The sequence below is a fragment of the Paenibacillus lupini genome (assembly GCF_011761355.1).
GTDB lineage: Bacteria > Bacillota > Bacilli > Paenibacillales > Paenibacillaceae > Pristimantibacillus > Pristimantibacillus lupini.
The window spans coordinates 337,199-352,470 of record NZ_JAASRW010000001.1 but is presented as its reverse complement, the minus strand read 5'-3'; the positions used below and the strand labels follow the sequence as shown (position 1 = coordinate 352,470).

11 protein-coding genes are annotated in these 15,272 nt (G+C 47.3%); 4 read left to right on the top strand and 7 right to left on the bottom strand.

The annotated features are described in order from the left end of the window. Positions 1–277: 277 nt before the first annotated feature. Positions 278–1,105, top strand: coding sequence for a helix-turn-helix transcriptional regulator (locus tag FHS17_RS01825; RefSeq protein WP_167273362.1), 828 nt, complete (start codon positions 278–280; stop codon positions 1,103–1,105). Between the two features lie 18 nt (positions 1,106–1,123). Here FHS17_RS01825 and FHS17_RS01820 read toward each other — a convergent pair whose 3' ends face one another. Together FHS17_RS01820 and FHS17_RS01815 are read right to left on the bottom strand one after the other, a co-directional pair. Further along, positions 1,124–2,119 (bottom strand): quinone oxidoreductase family protein, encoded by a 996-nt coding sequence (locus FHS17_RS01820; RefSeq protein ID WP_167273359.1) that lies wholly within the window; start codon positions 2,117–2,119, stop codon positions 1,124–1,126. 111 nt (positions 2,120–2,230) lie between these two features. Next, a complete protein-coding gene (locus FHS17_RS01815) occupies positions 2,231–2,824 on the bottom strand; it encodes a TetR/AcrR family transcriptional regulator (protein WP_167273355.1) in 594 nt (197 codons plus the stop codon). 137 nt (positions 2,825–2,961) lie between these two features. On the opposite strand from FHS17_RS01815, the gene FHS17_RS01810 reads away from it, so the two are divergent. From FHS17_RS01810 to FHS17_RS01800, 3 genes are all read left to right on the top strand, one after another. Next, complete coding sequence (locus FHS17_RS01810) at positions 2,962–3,807, top strand: alpha/beta fold hydrolase (RefSeq protein WP_167273352.1); 846 nt, start codon at positions 2,962–2,964, stop codon at positions 3,805–3,807. Positions 3,808–4,040: 233 nt separating this feature from the next. Beyond that, positions 4,041–4,376, top strand: coding sequence for a DUF3888 domain-containing protein (locus tag FHS17_RS01805; RefSeq protein WP_243865146.1), 336 nt, complete (start codon positions 4,041–4,043; stop codon positions 4,374–4,376). Positions 4,377–4,431: 55 nt separating this feature from the next. Then, the gene (locus FHS17_RS01800) at positions 4,432–4,944 is read left to right on the top strand and encodes a hypothetical protein (RefSeq protein WP_167273349.1); all 513 of its coding nucleotides are present in this window, start codon (positions 4,432–4,434) and stop codon (positions 4,942–4,944) included. Between the two features lie 85 nt (positions 4,945–5,029). Here the strand turns inward: FHS17_RS01800 and FHS17_RS01795 are convergent, their stop codons facing one another. The 5 genes from FHS17_RS01795 to FHS17_RS01775 all read right to left on the bottom strand — a co-directional run bounded on the left by FHS17_RS01795 (position 5,030) and on the right by FHS17_RS01775 (position 15,260). Beyond that, positions 5,030–7,597, bottom strand: coding sequence for a rhamnogalacturonan lyase (locus tag FHS17_RS01795; RefSeq protein ID WP_167273347.1), 2,568 nt, complete (start codon positions 7,595–7,597; stop codon positions 5,030–5,032). A gap of 368 nt (positions 7,598–7,965) precedes the next feature. Continuing rightward, entirely contained in the window at positions 7,966–11,640 is a 3,675-nt protein-coding gene (locus tag FHS17_RS01790; RefSeq protein WP_167273343.1) for a dynamin family protein, read from the bottom strand. 3 nt (positions 11,641–11,643) lie between these two features. Next, positions 11,644–11,913 carry an NAD/NADP transhydrogenase alpha subunit gene (locus FHS17_RS01785; RefSeq protein WP_167273340.1) on the bottom strand — a complete coding sequence of 90 codons (270 nt, stop codon included), beginning with the start codon at positions 11,911–11,913 and terminating at the stop codon, positions 11,644–11,646. Between the two features lie 6 nt (positions 11,914–11,919). Further along, positions 11,920–12,621 carry an endonuclease III gene (gene nth, locus FHS17_RS01780; RefSeq protein ID WP_167273337.1) on the bottom strand — a complete coding sequence of 234 codons (702 nt, stop codon included), beginning with the start codon at positions 12,619–12,621 and terminating at the stop codon, positions 11,920–11,922. A gap of 155 nt (positions 12,622–12,776) precedes the next feature. After that, positions 12,777–15,260: an S-layer homology domain-containing protein gene (locus FHS17_RS01775; RefSeq protein ID WP_167273335.1), complete on the bottom strand. Its 2,484-nt coding sequence runs from the start codon at positions 15,258–15,260 to the stop codon at positions 12,777–12,779. Between the last annotated feature and the right edge of the window lie 12 nt (positions 15,261–15,272).

The window sequence follows — 15,272 nt, the reverse complement described above, 5'->3', positions numbered from 1 at the left end:
TAGATAATCACGTATATTTACCTGAAACCGCCGATTATGGCGAATTAGAAAAGATTAACGGGGTATCCTCCTAAATAATCAAAAATCAACCTAGATGTGTGGCAATTCCTCCATTTTTGCACAGAAACACACAAATATATGTAAAATAGGGCAAACCACATATTTAAAAATAAAGACGCAGCCCTATAACCAAATTGGGCTGCGTCGTTTATATATTGTTACATTTTTCTCCTCGAGTATAATGATTGTTATGACTATTTGAGGAGGGTACAACGCAATGGATAAGCAAAAAGCTATGCTGCTCGGACAATTTCTTAAATCACGCAGAGAGAAATTGAATCCTTCCGAAGCAGGTCTTCCTCCGGGTTATGGCAAAAGAAGAACACCTGGCCTCCGTCGTGAAGAGGTTGCTCAACTTGCCCATGTCAGTACAACCTGGTATACCTGGCTGGAGCAAGGACGGGCGTCAACACCATCCAGGCAAGTGCTAGACAGTGTCGCCAATGCTCTTCGGCTCAGCAAGAATGAGCATCTTCATATGCTGCACCTTGCTAGTCTGGAGCTTCCAACTCCCGCTCCATCGATGCAGCAGCTTTCGCCTGACATCGAGAAAATCATTCATCAGCTTCCTTATCCTGCTTTTATTGCGACAGACCGTACGGAAGTATTGAACTGGAATGAAGCAGCTCGCCGTATCATTTGTGATTTCTCCTCCATACCTGAAGAGGATAGAAGTATGGCCTGGCTTACGTTCACAAACGAAGAAATGCGCAAATCAATGCCGGATTGGGAAGAATACGCTCAGTATACAGCTGGCGTTCTTCGTGGACGCTACGAAAAGAATCTCACCGATCTGGCGTTTCGTAAGCTGATCGACCGATTAAGTAGTGCAAGTCCGGAATTTCGCGAGTTATGGTCGACGCACGATATTATGGATAAGACGATCAAGACGATTCGGCTTTATCATCCGGAAGCTGGCTTACTCTCCTTCAACATAAACTCCTTCTCGCAAATTAATGGGAGCGGCACCGCGCATTGCTGTGTGTACATCCCAACGGAAGGTACCGATACGAATGAAAAATTACAATTGCTCCTCTGGCGATAAGTATTTACCTTGTCTCTATCAGGAGCCTACTTTTAAAACGATTTTCCCTGTTGATCTTCTTTCTTCAATCTGTTTATGGGCTTCCCAGGCATTGTGCAGCGGTAAAAGATCCGTAACATCTACCTTTACTTCCCCTCTAGCAACCAAAGCTAGAGCTTTACGCGCGGAATCCGCCACGAGCTGGGGAGCAACCATACTCAATAGCTGAAGATTAAAGCCTAATACGGCTTTACTTGAAAACCATAATTCATTGAGCGATTGCTTCACATCTTCGGCGTCACTTGCGTTCCCCATTGCAATCAGCCGTCCAAGAGGCTTAAGCAGCTGCAGAGAGGATTCACGCATACTGCCGCCAACCGGATCAACAACAATGTCAACCCCTTGCCCGTCCGTAAGCTTCTTCACCTGATCTTCAAACTCTCCCCGCAGAAACACCGCATCATAACCAAGACTCTTGGCATAAGCAATTTTTTCCTCACTTCCAACAGTTCCAATGACAAGCCCGGCGCCCAGCGACTTGGCTACTTGACCAATCGCACTGCCTACGCCTCCTGCCGCAGCATGGACCAACACGGTTTCCCCTTGGATCATGCGTGATACATTCGAAATAATCATATACGCTGTCGTTACATTCGACGGGAATGCAGCCGCACTAATCATATTTATCGCCTGATTCCCCGCTTCAGCGAGCGGGAACACAAGATCAGACGGCACTTTTACAACCTCCGCATAACCACCTCCACCTACAATGGAAAGTGCCGCAACCTGCTGACCAACATGTAACCCTTTAACTTGCTCTCCTACTTCACGAATAGTGCCAGACACTTCAATTCCCGGTACGAAGGGAAGGGGCAGATCCTCTACAACCCCTTTACGGAATAATACTTCAGCATAATTAACACCAGCATACGCCACATCTATCGTTACTTCGAATGGTCCCGGCAAAGGAACCTCAACATTCGTAAGGGTCAATACTTCAGCATCACCAAATTGAGGAATGATCATTGCACGCATCAATAGCGCCTCCTTGTTCTTGTCATCATGTATTTCATTATGAAAAAAACAAAGGTAAGCAGCCAGTTGGCAGTTATACAGGTATTGGGAGTAACAGGCAGAACGGAATGATCATTTTATTAATATCCGCAGCAGAAGATCTTTTTCCGGGAGTACAAAGGATTCTCCAAACATCAGTTTGAAGGAAGCAATGCCTTGGGTTGCGGATATAAAAGTGACAGAGAGCTGAAACGGATCTCCATGGACGCATTCACCTGTTTTCTGTCCCTCTCGAATAAGTACTTCTAAATTTTTGATCGCCAGCATCTTCTTTTCGTTCAGCTTCTGATCTTCCTCCTCATTCCCCGTTAGGTAAGGCTGAGAAATAATAATAAAATAATAAATCCCGTCTTCCTTCTTCACTCCGTTTAAGTAGGAGTCAATAAAAAAAGAGAGCTTGTCCTTAATGCTGCCTGATTGTCTTGTTATTTCATCAAAAGCATTTTGTGACTTTTCCATCGCCTCATTGGCTAAAGACAAGTACAGCTCCTCTTTGGAATTATAGTAATGGTAGATCAATCCCAAGCTGATGCCTGCTTCTTTCGCAATTTCCTTTATATTCGTGGCTGCCAGACCTTTCTTAGCAAATAATTTCAATCCGGCCAATTTTATTTTTTGAATCGTATGCAATCTCATCTCGTTGAACTGTTCCTTTTGCTTTGGCATCAACGTACTCCTTTAATTGAATTTATATTCAATTGTAGCTGATCTTCTTGAGATTGCAATTTTTTAGTTGACGGTTAACTTGTCTTCCTTTTATTATTGAATTAAATTTCAATCAAAAATAGAACGGAGAGGTTCATATGAATATTCCTACAGATGTTGCTTTTGAAAGATCATCTGTTATCTCACAGGACGGAACAACGATCGGGTATCAAAGCATAGGAAAAGGACCTGACCTGCTTATTATTCACGGTGCCCTCAGTGATTCCAGCCACTTCACAACGTTGGCTACTGAATTAGCTGGAACTTACCGGGTTCACATGATGGATCGGCGTGGACGTGGGATGAGCGGCCCTCAAGGCCTGGAGTATTCCATGAAAAAAGAATGCGAAGATGTTGCTGCCGTGCAGCAAGCCACTCAAGCACAAATGGTATTTGGACACAGCTACGGAGGACTCGTTGCCTTGGAGACCGCTCGATTATTTAATCTTTTCTCGAGCATCGCCTTGTATGAACCTGGTGTTGTTCTCCAATCTCAGCCTGAAGAATGGAACTGGTTATTAGATTATGAAAAGGCGATTCAGAAGAAAGATAATCGGAGTGCATTCGCTCATTTTGTCCAAGGGGCTGGCCATTCTCCCCTATCCAAGCTGCCTTTATGGTACGCAAAATTAATGCTCAGACTTTTTATTCGTGGAGAGCATTGGAGAGGGCTTGAAGCGCTGCTGCAGCAAAATTTGTTGGAGCATAAGGAAGTGAAACGACTAGCAGAAACTTATCACCATTATCAACATTTACAAGCTGAGGTTCTGCTTGCATACGGAGGAAAAAGCCCACAAGCCGTCAAGGATATGATCCATACCCTAAACAACACGATCGCAAAGTCAGAAGTTATAGAGATACCTCAATTGGAGCATTTATCACCAGAAAATCGCTATGAACCGTTAAAGGTTGCAGCGCTTATTAAACCGTTTTTTAATCGTTGATAAGAACTTCGAGTAACGGCATAAGAGAATGTGAAAGAAAGGGCATAATAGGCGAAAAAGGAGGTTCAGCCTTGTTATTGTCCAAACGGTGTGTCCTGTCACTTCTCATTCTTACGTTGTGCTTGAATATGGATTGTAAATTCGTTTATGGTGCGTCAGGGTACAATCCCGCAAATTCCGAAATAGAAGCATATAAGCAGCTGGAAGCCATGCCAGAAAAGGATTCAAGAGAATTGCAGATACAAGATATGCTCATCCTTTTCTTGCTGCCTCATCTGAACGAAAAGCTGGCAGAAGAGTATGCTGACATTTTGAAGGGAGGCTCACCCGAATTATATCCCTATTTTGTTGATGTCATAAAGACCGAGAGAGTAAATGGATTTCGAGGATTTGATCTTCGGATTACGTTACAAGCCGTCCCTACCGTTGGTCCTCATATTCCCGTTGGAGAGGATCGGTTTACTTATCAGATCTCCCCAGTTGTTGGAGTGAAGCTGATTCAATTTGAACATTTAAAAGGACCAAACAAAGCTGATTTCCCGCCAAATTACCAAGATCTATTGAGATAAACGAACGCAACATATCCCAGCTGGTACTCGTTTTCCTTATAAAGGGGGGATTAAGATGATAAAGATGCTGTTAACGATTGTTTTTTCCATTTTGTTTCTATCAGGTTGTACGGAAGAAGTTACTAATCAAAAGCATCTCATGCCTGCAGAAATGCCCGAGGATTTCAATTTCTCCGTCAGCTTCGGTTATGGCGAAGTAAAAAAGAATGAAATTAACACCTATACCCATAAGGTCACAAAAGATCTCATTACGAAAGGCACGGCTGCTGCAGACGTTACTTTTAGTAAAGATGAGTTGCAGAGTATTTACGCCAAGATGAAAGAGCTCAATATCATGGAGACAAAAGATTTTACAGGACAAGAAGGCTGCTACAACACACCTAGTAATACGGACAGATGGAAAGTAACTGTTAATGGTGAAACGAAATCATTCTCGTGGACGGATGAACATTGCACGGTATCCGACGAAGCAAAACAGTTATTGGAATTAAGAACATACCTGCAGCACCTTGTTGAAGGCAAAGACGCCTATAAAGCGTTGCCTGCAGCTGAAGGGGGTTATGATTAAGTGGTGAAGTTAACGCGGATTAACAGCAACAGCCCCGGATATTTCGATCCAGGGCTGTTTCTCTTTTATTGGATTCGGATGGTTGTTACGACCACTGTTGAAGCAGAAGCTTTGCAGTCGAAGTTAGGTTTTTGACAGCATCGTCTGATACCTTGTCTTTGCTTGAACGTTTCTCAAGCTGGGACAGGAACTTGTCAATAAAATCAGCTGCCTTGTCCATCGAGCCTTTATCGTACTGCTGCTCCGCTTGCTTAAGCGAATTAGACAACTGACTTGCAATAGCTCCTTTTACGCTACCGTCATCCATATAACCATTCAGCTTGTCCTGCAGGCTTTTGAACAGACCTGGGAGTGAAGCTTTTGGAATTGGTACGTTCGCGAAATTCGTGTCCGAAGCAAAATAGAAGCTCGTGTACGATGGCTGGTTGTAGGCCGTGTTTTGGCGTGCTACTTCAGCTCTGTATTGCGGATCATGCATCAAAGTGTACATCTTTCTGTCGGTTAACTCGGTGCTCAGGTAAATTCGGATCGCACTGCTGTCTGCCGTACGGACAAGCAGCTCCTCGCGCCAGTCTCCAAAAATATCGGCCACAAGCGATGGATTACCTTTTGTATAGTTGTTCGTAAGCGTTCCGGTTGCTTTCAAAAGTGTGCCTCTTGTCCAATCTTCAATGGTAGGCGTAACATCAATAGCACCGTTTACCAGTTGCGTAGACATATCTCCCGCCCACTTGATGCTCATATTCGTACCTGGCGCTGTGTTCCCCAGTTTTTGACCGTCTGCCGACCAGAGCCCTACTGCCCATGTTTCCAGACCTGGCTTAGATGGATCTACATCGCCAATCATGCCGCGTCCTGTATCTTTGCCTGTGTAGTCGCCATAAATCACTTTGCCGGTCTTCGCATCGCGAAGCGAGTAGCCATAAGGTGCGTAGGCGCCACCCTCATGTACCATGAAAATTTCGAGGCCAGGACGATTTGGATCAATATCTGTTACATGGAGCGCATCACCATGCCCAAGTCTCGCGATGGTTCCAGGCGCTGCGCTTTGCGGCGGCATAACATCCATCGAGCTGTACAGCAGACTTCCATCATGGTCGATCGTTGCGGAGCCATAGACAATCTCCTGCTTACCGTCTCCGTCTACATCTGCTGCACTAAGGGAATGCGCCCCTTGTGTCGTCAACGTGCCAAACTCCGGATCTGTGCCGTCTCTGCCATGAGGACCATCGTTGAACGGATTAGTCATTGGCGTAAAACCGCTGTCTACATACCAATTCTCTTTAAGATGTTTACCATCCCACCCGTAAGATACGAGGGTCGATCTCGTATAGTACCCGCGTGCGAATACAGCATATGGATTCTGCCCATCCAAGTAGGCAACGCCAGAAAGGAAGCGGTCTACCCGGTTGGCAGGCTCGATGCGGCCCATTGCATAATCTCCCCACAACAGCCCATCATCCTCACGAGCAGTCTTGAACGGAATCGTCTCAAGCTCCTTGCCCGTCTCACCTTCGAATACGGTCAAATATTCAGGTCCATCTACGATAAAGCCCTCAAATTCACGCAGCTTATTATTGGCGCTCCGGCTTGGCGCGTACACATCCATGAAGTAGTCCGTCAGGCTTTGAGCATCTTCAAGTGACAACGGATAACTGTATTTCGGCGCTATGCCAAAACATTCTTCCAACGTCTTCGGCCAGCTGCCGTTCTTCACTTCTTCCCGATCGCTCCAGCCCATGAACATGTCCACGACGTGATCATAATAGCCATCGGCGCTCAAGCGATAATCGTCTTCATTGCTATAGCCGGCTTTAATATCTGATTTCGGCATCGTAATATATTTTTCGGATACGACTTTTCCATCGTTGCCGTAATTAATTATCTTAGTGCCTGGTGCCGTCTTAAACATCATTTCGGATTTGCCGTCTCCATCAAAATCATAGACGAGAAACTGGGTATAATGCGCTCCCGAGCGAATATTTACACCAAGATCGATCCGATAGAGCAGCTTCCCTTCAAATGTATAACAATCGATATAGGTTTTGCCGGTGTAACCCCGTTGCGAGACATCTTTGGAGTTGGACGGATCCCATTTGACGAAAAACTCATATCGTCCGTCGCCGTCAACATCACCTACGCTCATATCGTTAGCCGAGTACGTGTAAGCTTCGCCTTTTGGCGTTACACCATCCGCAGGCTTGTTCAGCTTTAGATCATAATAGGCATCAGCCCATGGCTTTACGGCAGCACTCTGGTCCGTCTCCGCCCCAGCCGTAACAGCCGACACGTAATACTTGGAAGAAGCTGTACCAGCAGTGTCCAAATAGTTCGTGCTGTCCGTCACCGTAGCAATCTTTTTCCTATCACGATACACGTTAAAGGCTGGGCCTGTAAGTCCTTTCTCTGTGCTTCCCGTTACCTCATTAGATAACAGCCTCCAGCTGACAAAGACACCTTGAGATGTCGTTGCAGCTACAAGCCCACGGTCCAAATATTCTAATTGCACGCGTCCCTTGCCCCCCTCCGACTGATGATTGGAATCCGAACCTTGGGCCGATACAGACGCAGCTCCTGACATCGTAAGTGATATGGCTAAGACACCTGTCATTACTTTACGCAATGCTTTTTCACCGTTTAATCGCTTCGTCATTTAACTTCTTCCTCCTAGCGCAAATGTGGTGATAAAAACGCTTACAAAAGCTAACGAAACTAAGCCTCCTCCTTTGTTCCTATTAAAGTAAAGAAATGGCAATTGACCCCTTCATTATATGAGAGCGTGTGTAAAATCCCATTAAAAAAACAGTGTTTTTCGGTCAAAAACCCGACTATATCCGTGCGTATCCCTGGTTAATGTCTACATATGAAAGCACTCCCCCACCAACGTTGGATTGTCTTCTGACGAAGTGGTTCCAATGTAATGTGTTGGGTCAGCATCCAAAGAACCAGCTGGAATAAAAGAAAAAGCCCACAACGGCTTCACTAGCCATTGTGGGCAATAAGAGATAAATGCGTTAGACATTAAGCTATTGTTGACGATTGAAGGACGAGAATCTCCTCATGAAGCTGACGAAGCTGCTCCGTATCCGCTTCGTTGGATAATGATCTTTGCATACCGGATACATAGCGGGACAGATCCTCTGCTAAGGCAGCACCCGTCTCATCCGCTGATTGTCTCCATAAGCCCGTGTATAAGCCCGACCAGCTGTCGATATGCTCATTCATCCATTGTTGAAGCGCTGGAGAAATAGACGTCTCCAGCTCTTTGCGAAGTACCGCTTTACCTTCTCCCTCAAAGAAATGACGAGGCGATTTAAAGCGAGCCCACAACCATTTGGCATCCACACCCGTCATCTGCCATTCAGAAGCAGCATCTGGCGTTGGGAGATCTTTGGCTGTATAAGCAGCGCTGCTGTAGCCATCGATCAATGATTCCAGTTGTTCAGTCAGAGCAGCATATTGCTTCTTCAGAAGACTGTTTAATTTGCGATCCACGCGAAGCGTAGTAGCCTGCAGCTCTTGCGACAGTTCCATTTGTACCTGGCGCTGAAGCTCAAGCCAAGCCGTCCAGATCATTTTACGCAAATCACGACCGTCATCCTGTAGGGTTGAAGGGTTAAATGCATAGTTATAAAACTCACCAAAACGAAGCTGAATCCGCTGAATGACATAATACAGAAGCTCATTAAGCTCCTGAAGCAGCTGTGCTGGCGGATCATTTTCCTGGAATGCTGCAATATTGCTATTGGCCTCCACTTGGAGTTTCCCAAGCCGCTCACTCTCGGCCAGACGGGAAGCTGCATCGCCTGTTGCGCTTTTCAGCCATCCTGAAACGGTAGAAGATGCTCTCGTAATTTCCTGCTCAGCAGCATCAACAGCCAGCTTACCTAGATCATTCTGTACGAAGCCGAGGAACGATTGCTCAAAGGCCTCAATCCCAGACTGCTCAAGCAGCTCTGCATTGCCTTCCACCTTCCCATCCAGTCCTTGAAGGCTGGATACCGGGAACAAACGAGGATTTCGAATGCCGTGCTGGAGCAGATTGGTCTCCACATGGCTCAGCACACCTGTGAGCTCCTCAGCATCAGCTGCTAGGTCGGCAGCGTTAACTAGGAAGAACATTTTATCCAGTTCGAACTGATCCTTCACCCGTCCAAGCTGCATCAGGAACTGACGGTCCGCTTGCGAGAAGGCATGGTTGTAATAGGTAACGAACAGAACGGCGTCCGCGTTTTTAATATAGTTGAAAGCAACACCTGTATGACGGGCATTAACAGAGTCGGCCCCTGGTGTATCTACGAGTACGATGCCCTGACGTGTCAGCGGGCAGTCATAATGAAGCTCGATCTCGCTGACAAAGCAGGAACGGGATTCCTCAGCAACAAATTTCTCGTATTCCTCTTGCGATACAGAAATTTGTGTGCCAAGCAGCGCTTCATGCGTCTCCCAGCCTTTACGTGCTGCACGAAGGAAGCTGTAGTGCGGCCGTCCGCCGGCATGAATAGCATCTGGCGTTAACATATCAATCGCCAGCATGATAGCCGATGCATTCGGCAGTGCTGCAACAGATGCGTCCTCGCCAAGCAAAGCAAGCGAATAGCGCAAGTCTTTTACAATGGCGTCATGAGACTTCATGACGACAAGAGCTGTGCCATGCTCGTGCTCTGCCGTAGGCGGCACGAGACGGTTGATCGCTGCGGTCGTCGGATTCGGCGAAACCGGCAGTACCGGCTCGCCGAGCAAAGCGTTCGCGAGCGAAGATTTACCCGCGCTGAATGCACCAAACAGCGCGATGGTGAACCGGCTATCACGCAGCCGGTTCGCTTTGTCGCGCATCGCGTCCGCAGAGGCGGACAGCGGCGCGTAAGGCGCGAGCAGCGAAGCCGCGCGCTCTAGCCGCGAAGCAGCGCCATGCTGCTGCGCGAGCGCTGCGCCGCCCGCTAGTGCGGCGCCTGCCTGCGGCGCAGCTGCGCGGGCGCCTGCAGCGCGTGGCTGCGCTGGCGCGCCGGCGCTTGCGGCGCTGCCGCTTGGCGCAGCCGCGGCGCTCGCCGCTGGCGCGCTTGCGGCGCGTGGCGCCGGCAGCGCCGGGCGCTGCACGCGCGGCGGCAGCGCAGCGGCGAGCTGCGCCGCATGCGCGGCAGCGCGCTGCGTCAGCGCGGCAAGCTGCGCAAGCGCGCCTGCTTGCGAGCCTAACGCAGCTAGCTGCGCTGCAGCCTCATCCGCTGCGGTCTTGCTCGCAGCGGTAACATACTCCACAAGCACGTCGATAATATCGAACGCGTGCTTGCGGTAGATCAATTTCACTTCCGCGGCTAGCTCGCGGGTATATACCATCGTATACTCATTGCCGAAAGTAGCACCGGTATTCACGTTATCTACCAGCCATTGAGGTTCAGGCTGCCATGACAAGGTTGCGATCAGCTCTTGCTCGATCCGCTCGACTGGATAGCCAACCTTCTCCGCTGCTTTGCGCAGCATATCCTTCACATGCCAATCTACTGCTGCATTAACCTGCGAGCCAAATTCAGTCCGGAACGTTTCCAGTCTGCGCTCTTGCTCCGCAGCTGTCTTTGCCCCGGCGAATAGAAGCCCTGTCTTAAATCCAGGCTTCCGGCTCTCGAGGAAGACATGAGCTTTATCCCGAAGTGGAGCAGGCGTAATAATTGCATTGTCGAGCAGCGACTGTATGCTCCGCCGGAGCTCCATCCGAATACGATCTGGCTCTGCCGCAAGTCTTTGCTTCTCCGCTTCAAGCTGAGCCATCTCTTCCTTCACCTTGGCAGCCGCTTCTTCTCCACCTGCCTCGGCAATTAGACGTTCCCGCTCCGGCTCATCCCGCATATCCCACCATTTCTCGTGTTCAACAACAAGATGCCGCAGCGAAGCATCCACGCTGTAAGCAGCTAAAGGCACTTTCTCCGTTGCCAATTGAGACAGCAGCAGCTCCAGCTGTTCCCACTCTTGATGAGGATGGTCCGGCTGGCGCAACGACAAATAAACGATTCCAGCTGGCTCCAAATGCCAAGCTTGAAACGCTTCCTCCACACTCTTCCGGTATTGCTCGAATGATAATTCACGATCACGATGTTTATCGATCTGATTAACAATAAAATATAAGGGCTTGCCCCAGTCCTTCAATTGCTTCGCAAATGCGAAGTTAATCTCGGATTGGACATGGTTATAATCCATCACATAAAAAACTACATCCGCCAAATGGAGTGCCGACTCGGTCGACATTCTGTGCGCATCATCCGTTGAATCAATACCCGGGGTGTCAAGAAGTACCGTATGATTGCCAAGACGCTCTGTTGGATAGAAAATTGAGACAGACTCGATATTTTCGCCATCCTTGCAATACGCGTCTAATTGATCGAGCGGAATATCTACACTAACATGTTCACCATTCTTGATGCTGACCACGCTGGCCTTAGCTGTCTCTCCACCGCGAATCGCAACAACATTGGCACTCGTCGGAATCGGGCTGGATGGCAGCAGCTGAGCGCCGCACAAACGGTTAACTAACGTTGATTTCCCCGCGGAAAAATGCCCGCAAAATGCAACAGTAAGCCGGCCCTCGGCCAGCTTACTGTTTAACTCCAATACTTGCTTTTCGTGCAGACTGTCGCCTGCCGCTTGCATCTCTGAAGCGGTCAAGAGCAGCGCATCCGTCATGCCTCGTACTGTCGTTTCCATCATTGTCTATACAGCTTCCTCTTCAGCAGGCAGGCAAATTTCAAATACATTACCATGCTGCAAAATCATAATGTTACGTTCTTTCTCTTTCATAACTACAACTTCAGGCTTTGCACGCATACGCTCGATATACTGGTCAGGTACGTCGCCGGAACCGCTAACCGTTACGCCCTCTACCAGAATATCTTCGTTTTCTTGTGGTGGTGACTCCAGGACTTGCTCATAAATATCAGAGAACAGCTCAAAATTATTCGTATACACGGAAATACATTTCATTTGTCATCATCCTTCACTGGCTTTTTTCGGTTTCGTTGTCTTAATTTTAGTTTTCGTTTGTCCGCCCGGCTTCATACGCTGCTTTCCTTCTTTGCATAAATCAAGTAACGGGCATATTGGACATTGCGGGTTTTGTGCTTTGCAGTGATAGCGGCCGAAAAATATAAGCCGGTGATGGGTAAGCGTCCATTCCTCACGAGGCACAAGCTTCATCAGCTTCTTTTCAACTTCGAGAACGGTATCATCCAGCTTAGCCACGCCAAGGCGTTTCGATACCCTATCGACATGCGTATCTACGGCAATCGCTGGAACGCCAAACGCATTCGAGACAACAACGTTAGCGGTTTTACGTCCAACGCCAGGCAGCTCCGTTAACTGTTCATGCCCCGAAGGAACTTCCCCTTCATATTTATCGATTAGGATGCGGCATAGCTTTTGAATATTGGATGCCTTGCTGCGGAATAGCCCAATTCGGCGAATATCTTGCTCCAGCTCTTCCAGCGGCACCGATAAATAGTCTTCCGGCCGTTTGTATTTCTGAAACAGATTGACAGTTACTTTATTCACCGTCTCATCCGTGCATTGCGCCGACAGCAGGACCGCTAGGGTCAGTTCGAACGGATTGCTATGATGCAATTCACAATGTGCATCGGGGAACATCTCCGCTAACGTATCCAATATATGTCGCATCTTCTGCTTCGCATTCATCGTCTCTCTCCTAATCCCAAACACTATCGTTCAAAGTGTAGCGAAATTTGTCACGCGGCGCAACCTTATTACGCCTGAAAAAAAGAAAAAACCGCCCTATTGGATGGTTTTTTCACAAAATATAAGAATTTAGACTACTTTCAACTCTTTTTTCATTAAGATTTTACAATTTTGAGAGCTTTATTGTTGAAGGAGTAAATGGTAATCGAATCGCCATCCTTCAATGCCGTAACTTGAATGGCTGCGTTATTATACAAAATCTTCGTGTCAGAAGTAATATAACTGAAGTTGCCGTTATCTTCCGAAGTTGTCTTGTATGTCCAGATTGTTGCATTAGGAGCATCATATTTCCAATACGTACGCTTCTCGCCCACAGCAACCGTTACGATCGCTTGCTCATTCTCGTCCTTATACACTTGAATGATATCGCCTGCTGCAATTGAGGAGGTAGTATACGTCGTTTGAGTGCCTTTAATGACTTTAACCCCTTTAGACAGGGATACCGTGCTAGTTGTGCCATTCGCTTCTGTGACAGACAAACTACTTGCAGAAACGGAAGATACTGTGCCATATCTCATATTGATCAGCTTAACGGACACAATCGTGCTGCCGATGTAAGGGACATTAATAATCGTACCGTTCGTTAGCGCACTTATCGTTACGGCAGTACCATTCTCATCCGTAATCGGAACATTCACAAGCGAAATATCTTTTGACGCGTTATCAGCGGTCTTCACAGAGACAAGCTTAGTCGATGTATTAACGGCTGTAACTTGATATTGCAGCGTCTTGTGCACTTGAATAGTTGCTGCTTTCTCTTGATTTGCATCAAGCAGCACAGTAATTGTATCTCCTGCTTGCAAGGTGGATAATGTCGGCACCGAAACACCAGGAATTTGAAGGAGCGGCGATGTATAAGGAATGCTTACCTTCTCACCTGTATCAAGCTTAACTGACAGTAACTTGTCAGTTGAATTTACCGAAACAAGTGTGCCAGTCTGTTTATAGATAAAGCTTAACGAGATAATATTTTTTCCCGAGTATGTGATCTTAACTTTTCTGTTCGCAACGAGATACGCCCTCGCTTGGCTAGCCGTAATGGACGATCCATTGTAATCAATTTTACTAGAATCCGTCAGGAACAATGCACTTGCATTCGTCGTGACAGGATCAACCACCGTAAGCAGTTTGTTATCGCCGCTGTAGTTCACAACCGTTGCAGAATCAAGTGTCGAGACATTCCGGTTAACCACTTCGATACGCGTAACTTCCTGCTCATCATTCAAGGTGAGCTTAATATTATCGATTCCTTTCAGCAGATCACTGACGGTAGGCTCTTCAATACCATTAATGATAACTTCCGCATTATCAGCCAGGAACTTGGACTGCAGGTTGCCATCTACCAGGTAATTAATCAGGCCGCTGCCCGCTGAATAAAATTGACCTGTCGCCGTGTTAGCAACCGTTTGTGCCTCAGCTGTTATAGAAACAACTTGAGGAGTAGTACGGAATGTATCTTCGACAATCGTCAGATTGGTATCACGCTTCAGATCGGAAACTGTCAGCGTCTTTCCTGTGCTGTCCTTTATCGTTACTGCGCTGCTGTATGGGAATTTTACCGGCTCATCATTTACCCAAGCATAGAAGTAACGGTCCGTTGTATTTACACGGTCCAGCTTTGCCGTTATCGTCTTAACATGCTGCTCGGTACCTTGTGATTCTACATACAATGCTTTGCCCGATTTGCCAATAAGCGTGATATCGGTGTAAAGCTTGATATCACCAGCCTTAATTGGATTGTCGCTGTCCGCCGTATAGAACAAGGAACTTGAATCCAGCGTGTAATTGGTTTCTTTCCCTTCGCTGTACAAAGTAATGGACGTCGCCGTTTGAGCAGTAACGATGCCGCTCACTTGACCTTCGTACGGTACCTGATACTGCTTTTCAGCACGGCTGAACAATGTCGCTAGACTCGCTCTGTTGACCGGTGCTTTTGGATCAAACTTTGTAGCGGAAACGCCTTTCACCAGTTCGAGCGACACCGCTGCATTCACATAACCCAAATACTTCGGAGTAATCTGGTTGCCGTCAGCAAAGGTAGAGGCAGTCTTGCTAAGATCATCCGCTAATTCTTTTTTATCAATGGCTTTAACCATCAGCTTCGTTACCCATTCCCGTGATGCAGGAGTTGAGCCCCACGCCAGCTTAGGATTGGCAGCGGCGCTAGCATATTCTTCATTTTGATCAAGTAAGCCCTTCTTAAAGGCCAGCAGAATATAAGGCTTGAAGAAATTGCTTACCTTGAAAGAATCCGGGTATGCAATAATATCATCTGCTTTGACTTCATCCGCAAGACCTGCGAAACGAAGAGCCATTACAACGGCCTCTTCCTGTGTAACGCTTTTCAAAGGACGGAATTCCGCCCCTCCTGTGACATTGTAACCATTCACTATACCCTGCAGCGCGAGCTTAGCAACATGCTTCTCCGCCCAAGCAGGAATGGAATCTTTGAATGGAGTGTTGGAAACTGCAGCAGCATAAGCCTGTTGACTTGGAATTGCGATGGATGTGCCTCCGGCAAGCAAGGAGAAAGCTAATACGCCGGCAATAAGTTTAGAACGGGACGAATGCATAGGCATAGATGAATAATC

What these genes read in the sequence shown, in the direction of transcription:
- FHS17_RS01825 (WP_167273362.1), top strand. Translation starts at nt 278, where the DNA reads ATGGATAAGCAAAAAGCTATGCTGCTCGGACAATTTCTTAAATCACGC.
- FHS17_RS01820 (WP_167273359.1), bottom strand. Translation starts at nt 2,119, where the DNA reads ATGCGTGCAATGATCATTCCTCAATTTGGTGATGCTGAAGTATTGACC.
- FHS17_RS01815 (WP_167273355.1), bottom strand. Translation starts at nt 2,824, where the DNA reads ATGCCAAAGCAAAAGGAACAGTTCAACGAGATGAGATTGCATACGATT.
- FHS17_RS01810 (WP_167273352.1), top strand. Translation starts at nt 2,962, where the DNA reads ATGAATATTCCTACAGATGTTGCTTTTGAAAGATCATCTGTTATCTCA.
- FHS17_RS01800 (WP_167273349.1), top strand. Translation starts at nt 4,432, where the DNA reads ATGATAAAGATGCTGTTAACGATTGTTTTTTCCATTTTGTTTCTATCA.
- FHS17_RS01795 (WP_167273347.1), bottom strand. Translation starts at nt 7,597, where the DNA reads ATGACGAAGCGATTAAACGGTGAAAAAGCATTGCGTAAAGTAATGACA.
- FHS17_RS01790 (WP_167273343.1), bottom strand. Translation starts at nt 11,640, where the DNA reads ATGATGGAAACGACAGTACGAGGCATGACGGATGCGCTGCTCTTGACC.
- FHS17_RS01785 (WP_167273340.1), bottom strand. Translation starts at nt 11,913, where the DNA reads ATGAAATGTATTTCCGTGTATACGAATAATTTTGAGCTGTTCTCTGAT.
- nth (WP_167273337.1), bottom strand. Translation starts at nt 12,621, where the DNA reads ATGAATGCGAAGCAGAAGATGCGACATATATTGGATACGTTAGCGGAG.
- FHS17_RS01775 (WP_167273335.1), bottom strand. Translation starts at nt 15,260, where the DNA reads ATGCCTATGCATTCGTCCCGTTCTAAACTTATTGCCGGCGTATTAGCT.